General features: G+C 66.4%; 9 protein-coding genes and 1 pseudogene. 7 read left to right on the forward strand and 3 right to left on the reverse strand.

From position 1 onward, the window contains the following. Both H3V53_RS40635 and H3V53_RS40640 read right to left on the reverse strand, forming a co-directional pair. A pseudogene (locus tag H3V53_RS40635) lies at positions 1-282 on the reverse strand (peptidase C26); the annotation flags it as partial. A gap of 174 nt (positions 283-456) precedes the next feature. Next, positions 457-2,226, reverse strand: a complete 1,770-nt coding sequence (locus H3V53_RS40640) for a cation:proton antiporter (protein ID WP_336602641.1) — start codon at positions 2,224-2,226, stop codon at positions 457-459. A 238-nt stretch (positions 2,227-2,464) separates the two neighbouring features. Between H3V53_RS40640 and H3V53_RS40645 the strand changes: the two genes are divergently transcribed. The 7 genes from H3V53_RS40645 to guaD all read left to right on the forward strand — a co-directional run bounded on the left by H3V53_RS40645 (position 2,465) and on the right by guaD (position 12,521). Beyond that, positions 2,465-3,850 carry an amidase gene (locus H3V53_RS40645; RefSeq protein WP_336602643.1) on the forward strand — a complete coding sequence of 462 codons (1,386 nt, stop codon included), beginning with the start codon at positions 2,465-2,467 and terminating at the stop codon, positions 3,848-3,850. A gap of 127 nt (positions 3,851-3,977) precedes the next feature. Beyond that, a complete protein-coding gene (locus H3V53_RS40650; protein WP_336602645.1) occupies positions 3,978-4,484 on the forward strand; it encodes a disulfide bond formation protein B in 507 nt (168 codons plus the stop codon). 435 nt (positions 4,485-4,919) lie between these two features. Then, positions 4,920-6,464: a xanthine dehydrogenase small subunit gene (xdhA, locus tag H3V53_RS40655; protein WP_336602646.1), complete on the forward strand. Its 1,545-nt coding sequence runs from the start codon at positions 4,920-4,922 to the stop codon at positions 6,462-6,464. Further along, positions 6,464-8,890, forward strand: coding sequence for a xanthine dehydrogenase molybdopterin binding subunit (gene xdhB, locus H3V53_RS40660; protein ID WP_336602647.1), 2,427 nt, complete (start codon positions 6,464-6,466; stop codon positions 8,888-8,890). The genes xdhA and xdhB overlap by 1 nt, the downstream gene beginning before the upstream one ends. Positions 8,891-9,004: 114 nt before the next feature. Further along, positions 9,005-10,015: a xanthine dehydrogenase accessory protein XdhC gene (xdhC, locus tag H3V53_RS40665; RefSeq protein WP_336602648.1), complete on the forward strand. Its 1,011-nt coding sequence runs from the start codon at positions 9,005-9,007 to the stop codon at positions 10,013-10,015. A gap of 88 nt (positions 10,016-10,103) precedes the next feature. Then, the gene (locus H3V53_RS40670; protein WP_336602649.1) at positions 10,104-11,144 is read left to right on the forward strand and encodes an adenosine deaminase; all 1,041 of its coding nucleotides are present in this window, start codon (positions 10,104-10,106) and stop codon (positions 11,142-11,144) included. Between the two features lie 39 nt (positions 11,145-11,183). Next, positions 11,184-12,521: a guanine deaminase gene (gene guaD / locus H3V53_RS40675; RefSeq protein WP_336602650.1), complete on the forward strand. Its 1,338-nt coding sequence runs from the start codon at positions 11,184-11,186 to the stop codon at positions 12,519-12,521. On the opposite strand, the gene H3V53_RS40680 is transcribed toward guaD, so the two are convergent. Continuing rightward, the coding region (locus H3V53_RS40680) for a hypothetical protein (protein WP_336602651.1) at positions 12,485-12,900 on the reverse strand (416 nt) is incomplete at its 5' end. The genes guaD and H3V53_RS40680 overlap by 37 nt on opposite strands.

Here is a 12,900-nt window from a genome sequence, read left to right on the forward strand (position 1 = left end):
CTCCGCATTCGTGACGACCGTCTGCACGCGCGCCGCGGCCTCCTGCTGCGCAGTCGCCTGCGCGGCGCTCGCGCGAGCCTGTTCGGTCTCGCGGCGCTGCGCGGCGGCGGCGTTTTCAGGCGTCACGTTGGACGCGCTTTCGGGGGCGTCGGTGGAAGCTGCCGCCTTGGCGGGGGTGGGAGTCGGAGTCGGAGCCGGCGGCGACCCGGCGGTGCCGGGCTGGCTCGTCGAAGGAGATGGTGCGCCGGGTATACCGGCGTTATCGGAATTGTTCTCGCTCATGACTGTATGACAGACGCGTCTTCGCGCGTGAACGAATAGACATATCTTATTATCCGCCTCGCGCTCTGGAGCGGCAAACCGGCACACAATTCGTCACATCGAGACACAACATGCAACCTGCCGCGGTTGAGTCCCAGCCAAAACGGTGGTAGCGAGGGTTGCAGCGTGTCTGCTTCAGGGATCCGGCTGCTCGTCGAAGGTTTCGCGCAGCGCGATCTGCATCGTCGCGTGAATGCGCACGCACCAGCGCCACAGCAGCGCCAGCAGCAGCGCCGCGACGATCAGCACGGCGACCAGCAGGCCCGTCGGCGGCAGGATCGTGCTCGACAGCGCCGCGACGAGCAGAAACACGCCTAGCATCGAAACGACAGGCACCAGGTCCGAAATCGCATAGCGGATCGCGCGAGTGAAGCGCCCGGCCTTCGCGGGCTGCACGCTAATTTCGGCGAGCAGCAACGCAAGCGACTTGGTCTTCCGGTAGACGGCAACCAGAAACGGCAGCGACACGACGAGCGCCGCGCTCCACAGCACGACGCGCCGCATCGGTTCGGACGGCAGCCACTGCTCGATCAGACCGGCGCCGTAACGCGTCAAATACGGCGCGCCATACGAGGCCGCCAGAAAAATCGCAGCGACGATCGCCAGATTCACCGCGATCTGCAGAATGATCCGACGCGTGAGCCCGAAAACTGTCGGCTCGCCCGACGCCGGCCTCAGACTGCCAAGCCACTGTCCGTACATCGCGAACACATTCGCGACCGTACGCGGCATCGCGTGTCCTAGCCGGCGCGTGAGGGGGTCGGCGGCGCGGATCAGATACGGCGTGAAGAGCGTCGTCAGCGCGGACACGGCGACGGCGATCGGATACAGGAACGCGCTCGTGACTTTGAGCGTGAGCCCGAGCGACGCGATGATGAACGAGAACTCGCCGATCTGCGATACCGTCATGCCTACGCGCATCGCCGTGCGCCCGTCCTTGCCCGCCAGAAAGGTGCCGAGCCCGCACGAAACGATCTTGCCGAGAATAACGGCGACCGTGATCACGGCGATCGGCCACGCATACTCGACCAGCACGGCCGGGTTGAGCATCAGGCCGATGGTCACGAAGAAGATGGCCGAAAAGGCGTCGCGCAGCGGCGCGATCAGATGCTCGATGCGGTGCAGATGGCGCGACTCCGCCATGATCGCGCCGATCAGGAACGCGCCGAGCGCGATGCTGTAGTCGAGCTTGACGACCAGCAGGCAGAACGCGAAACAAAAGCCCAGCACGGCGACCAGCAGCATTTCGTCGCTCTGCGACTTCGCCACGTAATTGAGCGCGCGCGGCACGACCAGAATGCCGACCACCAGCGACACCGTCATGAACAGCAGCAGCTTGCCGAGCGTGACGAACGCGACGCCCGCCGACAACTCGCCCGTCTGCGCGATGCCCGACAGCAGCACGAGCATCGCAATGGCGAGAATGTCCTCGACGATGAGGATGCCGAATACCAGTTGCGCGAAGCTCTCGCGCTTCAGGCCGAGTTCGGAGAGCGCCTTGACGATGATCGTGGTCGACGAGATAGCGAGAATGGCGCCGAGAAACAGCGAATCCATCCGGCTCCAGCCGAACGCGCTGCCGATCTCGTAGCCGATCCACAGCATCAGCACGATTTCCGACAGCGCGGCGACCACGGCCGTCGCGCCGACCTTGAACAGCTTGCGCAGGCTGAATTCGAGCCCGAGCGAGAACATCAGGAACACGACGCCCAGTTCGCCGAGCGTCTGGATGGTCTGTTCGTCGTGGATCAGCTGGAACGGCGGCGTGTACGGCCCGATGATCACGCCCGCCGCGATATAACCGAGCACCACCGGCTGCTTCAGGCGATGGAACAGCACGGTGACGACGCCTGCGAGCGCCATCACGACTGCCAGATCCTGAATGAAGCCGATTCCGTGGTGCATGACGTCGTTCCTTACAAAATCAATACAGAAAACGCGATGGTACCGCATCGACAGTGGAAAACGATTTACCGTGTCCGCCGATGTATTTCGACGCGCGCGCGGACGCGCCCGGCGCGAGACTCGCGCCGATTCCGCGCGACGCGTCACACGCGTCACAATACGGCTCTGAGCGGCTGTGACGCTTCGATTCTCCGTCGCCCGCATTTCATTTCCTCTACAGGCCTGCCGCACTTTCGCCATGACCACTGCCACGCCATCCGGACTCACGCCGTTCCCGCCCCTCGCCCAACTGGCCGCCGATCTCGCCGCCGGCCGCACGACGAGCCGCGCGCTGGTCGAAACCGCGCTCGCTCGCATCGCCGATCCCGCCGGCCAGGGGGCGGCCGTCTTCATACAGGTCGACGCCGACAACGCCCGCGCTTCGGCCGACGCGCACGACCGCCTGCGCGCCGCCGGCATCGTGCTGTCGCCGCTCGCGGGGATTCCCGTGTCGGTGAAGGATCTGTTCGACATCGAAGGACAGGTGACGCGCGCGGGCTCGAAGGCGCTGGCGAACGCCGCGCCCGCGACGGCGGACGCGCCCGCCGTCGCGCGGCTCAAGCGCGCGGGCGCCGTGATCGTCGGGCGCACGAACATGAGCGAGTTCGCATTTTCGGGCCTCGGTCTCAATCCGCACTACGGCAATCCGCTGTCGCCGTGGCGGCGCGGCGCGACGGGCGACGAGCGGGTGTCGGGCGGCTCGTCGTCGGGCGCGGCCGCCTCCGTGGCGGACGGCATGGCGGCCGTCGCGCTCGGCAGCGACACGGGCGGATCGCTGCGCATACCCGCCGCGCTGTGCGGCCTGACGGGCTTCAAGCCGACGGCCGACCGCGTGCCCAAGCAAGGCGGCGTGCCGCTGTCGAGCACGCTCGACGCGTTCGGTCCGATCGGCGTGACAGTGGCGTGCTGCGCGCTCGTCGACCGGATTCTTGCCGGGCTGGAGCCCGTCGTTCCCGCCGCGCGTCCGCTCGAAGGCTTGCGTCTGGGCGTGCTGAATCATTACGTGACGGACGGCATCGAGCCGGAAGTGGAAGCGGCCTACGACGCCGCGCTCAAGCATCTCGAAGCGGCGGGCGCGATCGTCAGCGACGTGCGCTTTGCGCCGCTCGACCGGCTCGCCGACATCAACCGCTTTGGCTTTTCGCCGATCGAGGCGTACGCGTGGCATCGCCCGCTGCTCGACGCGCAGCGCGACGCATACGACCCGCGTGTGCTCGCGCGCATCCTGAAGGGCCAGCCGGCGACGGCCGCCGACTATCTCGACCTGCTCGCCGAACGCGCCGCCGTGCTCGCCGAGGCGCGCCCGATGTGGCAACGCTTCGACGCCATCGTTGCGCCGACGGTGCCCATCGTGCCGCCGCGCGTCGCCGATCTCGTCGACGACGACGCGTTCTTCCGCGCGAACGGCCTCGTGCTGCGCAATCCGAGCGCGTTCAATTTCCTCGATGCCTGCGCGATCTCGCTGCCTTGTCATCCGCGCGGCGGCGCGCCCGTCGGCCTGATGCTCGCGGCCGCGCCGCATGCCGACGACGCGCTGCTGGGAATAGGACGGGCCGTCGAAGCGGTACTGAATACGATCCGCTGATGCGCGCGGCGGCTCCCATGCCAGCGGCCGTGCCGCCGCCCCATGGGCTTTCGCCGTGCCGGCACGCGCGGCGGGCTTCGGCTAGAATCGCCGCACCCTTTCCGGAACTTCCACCGCTAGCAGGATCATGATCATCGATAACGTTACATTGCGCCGCGAGCGCAGTCTGCTCGTTCTACTCGGTCTTGTCTGTCTCGCGCTCGTGGCGGGCGCGCTCTATCTGCAGTTCGTCGAACATGAAGACCCGTGCCCGCTGTGCATCATCCAGCGCTATTTCTATCTGCTGATCGCGATTTTCGCGTTCCTCGGCGCGCGCTTTCGCGGCTGGACGGGCGTGCGGCTGCTCGAAGTGCTGGCGCTGCTGTCGGCGCTCGGCGGGCTGCTGACGGCCGCGCGCCACGTGTACGTGCAATCGCACCCGAACTTCAGCTGCGGTTTCGACGCGCTGCAGCCAATCGTGGACGGCTTGCCGCCCGCGCACTGGCTGCCAGGCGTGTTCAAGGTCGCCGGACTGTGCGAAACGCCCTATCCGCCGATTCTCGGCATTTCGCTGCCGGGCTGGTCGCTGATCGGCTTCGTCGTGATGTTTCTGGCGCTCGCGACCAGCCTCTGGCGTAATCGCCGCGCCCGGTAAGCCGCGACGCCGCGCCGGGTCCAACGAGCCTTTACGAGAACCGGCGCGGCGGCGGCATTCGCCGCGTCATCTGCCTCAATCCGCCTCATCCGCCCTCCCGACGATTCCCCGCCACGCACTTCACCGTCAGCCTTCGGCGTAAACACCTGGCCCGCCTGGCCGTTCCGCCCAAGCCGCGCCCGATCGCCAGACATCCCGCCAGAGCCCCGTTCCGCAAGCCTTTGAGCGTGTTGTTGCGCCGGCCATTTGGGGTCCCCGCGATCCAACCCGCCTCCCTCATGACCGCTCCCGAATAACCCCCATTCGCGCGGGGAAATATTTTTGGGACAAAGTGGTGTTATGTTCGATGCAGGATGGCGATCTACGTGCGCGAGGCCGGCTGTGGCGGCCCCATGCGTAACGCGCGCCCGGTCCGCAATGTCTTCAGGATTCGCCGTGACAACGCAAACCATCCGCTTCTATTACCAGGGGGCCGTCCGCGAGGTAAGCGGCGTGCCCGCCACGCGCACCGTGCTGCAGCATCTGCGCGACGATCTGCGCTGCACGGGCACCAAGGAAGGTTGCGCGGAAGGCGATTGCGGCGCGTGCACGGTCGTGGTCGGCGAAACCGATGCGCGCGGCCAGCTGACGCTCAAGGCCGTCAACGCCTGCATCCAGTTTCTGCCGACGCTCGACGGCCGCGCCCTTTTCACCGTCGAAGACCTGCGCGCCGCCGACGGCGCGCTGCATCCCGTGCAGCAGGCGCTGGTCGACTGTCACGGCTCGCAATGCGGCTTCTGCACGCCGGGCTTCGCGATGTCGATGTGGGCGCTCTACGAGAATCATCCGGCTGGCGCGGGCCTGCCGACACGCGACGAGATCAACACCGCCCTCTCCGGCAATCTGTGCCGTTGCACCGGCTACCGGCCGATCGTCGAGGCCGCGCAAAAGATGTTCGACGAGCAGCCATATCCGCGCGCCGCGCTCGATCGCGCCGCCGTCATCGAGGCGCTTGAACGAATCCAGCGCGACGGCACGTTCGAATATCGCGCGCCCGACGCGCGCGGCGACGCATTCGGCACGCCCGCTTTCTTCGCGCCCGTCACGCTCGACGCGTTCGCGACATTGCGCGCCGCGCACCCGCACGCGCGGCTGCTGGCAGGCAGCACCGACGTCGGTCTGTGGGTGACGAAGCAGTTCCGCGATCTCGGCGACATTCTGTTTATCGGCAACGTCGCCGAACTGAAGACGATCGAACGCGATGCGCAGACGCTGACGATCGGCGCGGCCGTCTCGCTCGAAGAGGCTTACGCCGCGCTCGCCGCCGACTATCCCGAACTCGCGGAAATGTGGATGCGCTTCGCGTCGCTGCCCATCCGCAACGCGGGCACGCTGGGCGGCAACGTCGCGAACGGCTCGCCCATCGGCGATTCGATGCCGGCGCTGATCGCGCTCGACGCGCTTGTCGTGCTGCAACGCGAGCACAAGACGCGCGTGCTGCCGCTCGACGCGTTCTATCTCGGCTACCAGAAGACAGCGCTCGAGCCCGGCGAATTCGTCGCGGCGATCCGCGTGCCGCGTCCCGCGCCCGATCTGCGTTTTCGGACGTACAAGGTCGCCAAGCGCTACGACCAGGACATCTCGGCCGTCTGCGCGGCCTTCGCGCTGCGTATCGCGGACGGCGCGATCGTCGCCGCGCGCATTGCGTTCGGCGGGATGGCCGCGACGCCGAAGCGCGCGCAGCAGGCGGAAGCGGCTCTCGCCGGCGCGCCGTGGGACGCCGCCAGCGCGCAGCGCGCAATGGCAGCACTCGCCGCCGACTACCAGCCGCTCACCGACATGCGCGCGACGAGCGCGTACCGGCTGAAGGTGGCGCGCAATCTGCTGTGGCGCTTTCATCTCGAAACGCGCGACGCCGATCCGCTCGCGTTGCGCGAGGTCAACGCATTCGCGTTCGATGCCAGCGCGCTTCACGGCGCAGCCGCGCAGGAGCAGACGTGATGAACAAACGGACCGACGTTTTCGCACAGCAAACCGCGCTGCCGGAACTGGCGCGCGACGAAGCCCAGGCCGCGATCGGCGTGCCGTTGCCGCATGAATCGGCGGCGTTGCACGTGAGCGGCGAAGCAACCTACACGGACGACATTCCCGAACTCCAGCAGACGCTGCACGCCGCGCTCGGTCTGTCGCGGCATGCGCACGCGCGCATCGTGTCGCTCGATCTGCAAGCCGTGCGCGCCGCCCCCGGCGTCGTCGCGGTGCTGACGGCCGACGACATCCCCGGCGAAAACAACTGCGGCCCCGTGCTGCACGACGATCCCATTCTCGCCGACGGCGAGGTGCTGTATCTCGGCCAGCCGGTGTTCATCGTCGTCGCGCACAGTCACGAACTGGCACGGCGCGCGGCGTCGCTCGCGAAAAGCGACGACGTGGTGCGCTACGAGCCGCTCGAAGCCCTGCTGACGGCCAGCGAAGCGAAGGCTAAAAAGCAGTTCGTGCTGCCGCCGCTGCATCTGAAGCGCGGCGCGCCCGCCGAAAAGATCGCGAGTGCGCCGCACCGGATCACGGGCACTTATGAAGTCGGCGGCCAGGAGCAGTTCTATCTCGAAGGCCAGATCGCGTATGCCGTGCCGAAGGAAATGGACGGCATGCTCGTCTATAGCTCGACGCAGCATCCGAGCGAAATGCAGCAGGTGGTCGCACATATGTTCGGCTGGCCGTCGCATAGCGTCGTGTGCGAATGCCGCCGGATGGGCGGCGGTTTCGGCGGCAAGGAATCGCAGTCGGCGCTGTTCGCGTGCGCAGCGGCGCTGGCCGCGCATCGCTTGCGCCGGCCCGTGAAACTGCGCGCCGATCGCGACGACGACTTCATGATCACGGGCAAGCGTCACGACGCGGTCTACGAATACGAAGCAGGCTTCGACGACGACGGCCGCATTCTCGGCGCGCGCGTCGAGATCGCGCTGCGCGCGGGCTTTTCGGCGGACCTGTCGGGCGCCGTCGCGACACGCGCCGTGTGCCACTTTGACAATGCGTATTACCTGTCGGACGTCGATATCGTCGCGCTGCCGTGCAAGACCAACACGCAATCGAACACGGCGTTTCGCGGCTTCGGCGGCCCGCAAGGCGCGCTGGTGATGGAAGTGATGATGGACGGCATCGCGCGCGAGCTGAAGCGCGATCCGCTCGACGTGCGGCGCGCAAATTTCTACGGCGTCGGCGAACGCAACGTCACGCCGTACGGACAGACCGTCGAAGACAACATCATCGCGCCGCTGACGGATGAACTGATCGCCTCGAGCGACTACCACGCGCGGCGCGCGGAGATTGCCGCGTTCAACGCGAAAAGCCCGGTGCTCAAGCGCGGCATCGCGTACTCGCCCGTCAAGTTCGGCATCTCGTTCAACGTGCCGTTCCTGAACCAGGCGGGCGCACTCGTGCATGTCTACAAGGACGGCTCCGTGCTCGTGAATCACGGCGGCACGGAAATGGGCCAGGGTTTGAACACGAAGGTCGCGCAAGTGGTCGCGAACGCGTTCGGCCTGCCGCTCGCGCACGTGCGCGTCACGGCCACCGATACGTCGAAGGTGGCGAACACGTCGGCCACGGCGGCATCGACGGGCAGCGACCTGAACGGCAAAGCCGCCGAAGCCGCCGCGCACGCGATCCGCGCGCGCCTCGCCGCGCTCGCCGCGAAGGAACTCGGCGGCAACGCGGAAGACGTGCAGTTTGCGAACGGCCTCGTGCAGGCCAACGGCGCGTCGATGCCGTTCGCGCAACTGGTCGGCGCCGCGTATCTCGCGCGCGTCCAGTTGTGGTCCGACGGTTTCTACGCGACGCCCAAAGTGCACTGGGACGCGAAGACGCTGACGGGCCATCCGTTCTACTACTTCGCGTATGGCGCAGCCGTGTCCGAAGTGGTGATCGATACGTTGACGGGCGAATGGAAACTGGTGCGCGCCGACGCACTGCACGACGCCGGTCAGTCCATCAACCCCGCCATCGACCTCGGCCAGGTAGAAGGCGCGTTCATCCAGGGCATGGGATGGCTGACGACGGAAGAGCTCTGGTGGAATCGCGACGGCCGCCTGATGACGCACGCGCCGTCGACATACAAGATACCCGCCGTCAGCGATACGCCCGCCGCGTTCAACGTGAAGCTATATCGCAACGAGAACGCCGAGCCGACCGTGTTCCGTTCGAAGGCCGTCGGCGAGCCGCCGTTGCTGCTGCCGTTCTCGGTGTTTCTCGCGATTCGCGATGCCGTCGCGGCCACCGCGCCCGATGCGCCCGATGCGCCGCATGCGCCCGCGCTGCGCGCGCCCGCCACGCCGGAAGCGATTCTCGATGCCATCGATGCACTGCGGCCGGTTGCAACGATCGACGCAGCGGCCCGTCCAACGTCATCGGAACCCGCGAGCGCGTAGCAGGTCACGCTCGACACGAGGCCCAACAAGCAGCGTCGCGCGACACGAACGCGCAGCGCAACGATCAACCGGCTGTGCGGTCAACCCGCCCGGCCCCGTATGGAGAATGGCCGGATGCAAGCCTGGCTCACCGATCTGCAACAACTGCTCGCGCACGGCGACGCCGTCGTGCTCGTGACGGTCGCGCGCGCCGAAGGTTCGGCGCCGCGCGATGCCGGCACCAAGATGATCGTCACGCGCGACTCGGCGCGCCATACGATCGGCGGCGGGCACCTCGAATGGAAAGCGATCGAGAGCGCGCTGCGCGTGCTGCGCGACGGCATGCGCGCGCCGAACATGCGGCGGCTCGAACGCTTCGCGCTCGGACCGAGCCTCGGACAGTGCTGCGGCGGTGCCGTCGTGCTCGCGTTCGAGCGGCTCGACATCGGCGATCTCGGCTGGGTGACCTCGCTTGCGAAGCGGCTTTCGGCGGGTCAATCGGTGGTGCGTAGCGTATCATTCGGGCCCGCACCCGATGCGGTGATGCTATCCGATCCGGAGCCGGGCGTCGAATCCGCCGATTGCCTGCTGTGGGACGGAGCGGGTTTCGACGACAGCAGCGCGCTGCTCACCGAAACCATCGCGCCACGCGATTTTCCCGTCGTGCTGTTCGGCGCGGGGCACGTGGGCGCCGCGCTCGTGCGCGTGCTCGCCACCTTGCCCTGCCGCGTGCACTGGGTCGACGCGCGCGACGCGCAATTCCCGCCGCCTGAAGCGCTGGGCGCCGCGAACGTGACGATCGACGCGAACGATGCGCCCGACGAAGCCATCGACCAGGCCGCGCCGCACACGTACTTCATCGTGATGACGCACAACCATGCGCTCGACCTCGATCTCGCCGAGCGCATTCTGCGGCGCGGCGACTTTGCGTTCTTCGGCATGATCGGCTCGCACACGAAGCGCAAGCAGTTCGAGCACCGGCTCGCCGCGCGCGGCTTCGACCCGGCGCAGATCGCGCGGATGAAATGCCCGCTCGGCGTGGACGGCATCGTCGACAAGTCGCCGGAAATCATCGCGATTTCGGCGGCGGCGCAACTGCTGCAGGCCGTCGAGGCCAACGCGGCGCACAGCGCGCAAACCGTCTGACGCGAACGGCATCGCAAGCATTGGGGGACGCCCGACCAGCCATCGGGCGTCCGATAACACCATCGATAACCCGAACCATCGACCGACCATGACGACAACCGCACTTTCCCCGCTAGCTCAAAAGACAAACGGCGCACCGAAGGCCGAGCTGCACATTCACATCGAAGGGTCGCTCGAACCCGAGCTGATCTTCAGACTCGCCGAACGCAATGGCGTGAAGCTCGCGTATGAATCGATCGACGCGCTGCGTGCCGCGTACGCGTTCACCGATCTGCAGTCGTTCCTCGACATCTACTACGCGGGCGCGAGCGTGCTGCTGAAGGAAGAGGACTTCTACGACATGACGATGGCGTACGTCGAGCGCGCGCTCGCGGACAACGTCGTGCACGCGGAAATCTTCTTCGATCCGCAGACGCACACAGAACGCGGCGTATCGATCGCGACGGTCGTCGCGGGCATCGAGCGCGCGCTCGCCGAAGGCGAGCAGCGCGGCCTCACCAGCAAGCTGATTCTGTGCTTCCTGCGCCACCTGTCCGAAGACGATGCGCTCGCCACCTTCGAAGCCGCGTTGCCTTTGTTCGATCAATATCCGCATCGCCTGATCGGCGTCGGCCTGGATTCGTCCGAGCGCGGCCATCCGCCTTCGAAGTTCGAGCGCGTGTTCGCAAAGGCCCGTGAAAAAGGCCTCAAACTCGTTGCGCACGCGGGCGAAGAAGGCCCGCCGTCGTACATCTACGAAGCACTCGATCTGCTGAAAGTGGATCGCGTCGATCACGGCGTGCGCAGCATCGAAGACCCGGCGCTCGTCACGCGTCTCGCGGATTCGCGTGTCGCGTTGACCGTCTGCCCGCTGTCGAACCTGAAGCTGTGCGTGTTCGACGACCTGACCAAACATACGCTGAAGGCGCTGCTCGACGAGGGCGTCGCCGTCACCGTGAATTCCGATGATCCCGCCTATTTCGGCGGCTACGTCAACGCAAATTATCTCGCGACGATCGAAGCGCTCAAGCTCGACGACGACGACATGTACACGATCATCCGCAACAGCTTCGAGGCGTCGTTCGTGACGCCCGCGGAACGCGACGCGATGATCGCGAAGCTCGATGCGCACTGGCGCGCATCGGCCTGATTCCCGCTTCATTCCTATAGTACGGAGACGGTTTCACTCATGACTCAAACGGCTTATCGCGCGCAACTGCTGACGTTCAACGGCGATCCTGCGCAATCGTCCAATGCCGCAGTCTTCAACGAAGACGGCCTTCTGATCGTCGAAGACGGACATGTCATTGCGGCGGGCGCGCATGCGAGCGTCGCTGCGCAGCTTGCGCCGGGCGCGCAGGTGGTCGAGATGCGCGACAAGCTGATCGTCCCCGGTTTCATCGATACGCACATTCACTTCCCGCAGACGGACATGATCGCGTCGCCCGCGCCGGGACTGTTGCCGTGGCTCGACAAGTACACGTTCCCGACCGAGCGTGGCTTCAGCGATGCCGCCGTTGCGCAGGACACCGCGCGCTTTTTCATCGACGAGCTGCTCGCATGCGGCACGACGACGGCGCTCGTCTACTGCACGGTGCACAAGGAGTCGGCCGATGCGCTGTTCACGCAAGCCCAGGGGCGCAACGTGCGGATGATCGGCGGCAAGGTGCTGATGGACCGCAACTGCCCCGAGTTCCTGCGCGACACGGCGCAATCCGGCTACGACGACAGCGCCGAGCTGATCGCACGCTGGCACAACAAGGGACGGCAGATGTACGCGCTCACGCCGCGCTTTGCGCCGACGTCGACGGAGGCGCAACTCGAAGCGACGGGCGCGCTTGCGAAGCTGCATCCCGATGTGTTCATCCAGAGCCACGTCGCCGAGAATCACGACGAGGTGAAGTGGGTGGCGAGCCTCTTTCCCGGACACCGCAGCTATCTGGACATCTATGATCACTATGGTTTGTTGCGTCCGCGTGCTGTGTACGGGCACTGCATCCATCTCGATGAACAGGACCGTCGCCGCATGAAGGAGACGCGCGCGGTCGCCTCGCATTGCCCGACGTCGAACCTGTTTCTCGGCAGCGGACTGTTCGATTTCGACAAGGCAGCCGAATCGGGCATGCCGGTGGCGCTGGCGACGGACGTCGGCGGCGGAACATCGTTTTCGATGCTGCAGACGATGAACGAGGCGCACAAGGTCGCGCGGCTGGGCGGCCATCATCTGACGGCGACGCGCATGTTCTGGCTCGCGACATCGGGCGCCGCCGAGGCGCTCGATCTCGGCGACACGATCGGCACGTTGAAGCCGAAGTCGGAAGCCGACTTCGTCGTGCTCGATCCGCAGGCGACGCCGCTGCTCGCGCGGCGAACGGCGCGTACGGAAACGCTGGAAGAACTGCTGTTCGCGTTTGCGCTGCTCGGCGACGATCGTGCTGTGTACGAGAGCTATGCGATGGGGCAACGGGTGCATCGGCGCGACGATGCGCGTCAGCATGTGGTGGGGAAGGCGCGTATCGCGGCGTGAGGTTTTTTTGTTGTCTGCGACGCTTTTGGCTTTTGACTGGCATCTGCTTTGCGACTTCGCGGCGCGGGCGTTGCCGGTGTGTAACTGCCCTTTGCGTGGGCATCCGCGATGGCGCCTTCGTGGCGCGGGCGTTGCCGATGGTGCTTGCCCCTTGCGTGGGCATCCGCGTTGCGCCTTCGTGGCGCGGGCATTGCCGGTGTGTGGTTGCCTTTTTGCTCGGGCATCCGCGATAGCGCTTTTGCGGCGCGGGCGTTGCCGGTGCGTGCGTGCCCTTTGCGGTGGCATCCGCTCTTTGTCTCTGGTTGATTAGCGTTGCCCCTGTGCGGGGCGGCACCTACTTTTCTTTGCAGCGGCAAAGAAAAGCAGGCAAAAGAAAGCC

The sequence above is a fragment of the Paraburkholderia bengalensis genome, from assembly GCF_037126505.1.
Classification (GTDB): Bacteria; Pseudomonadota; Gammaproteobacteria; order Burkholderiales; family Burkholderiaceae; genus Paraburkholderia; species Paraburkholderia bengalensis.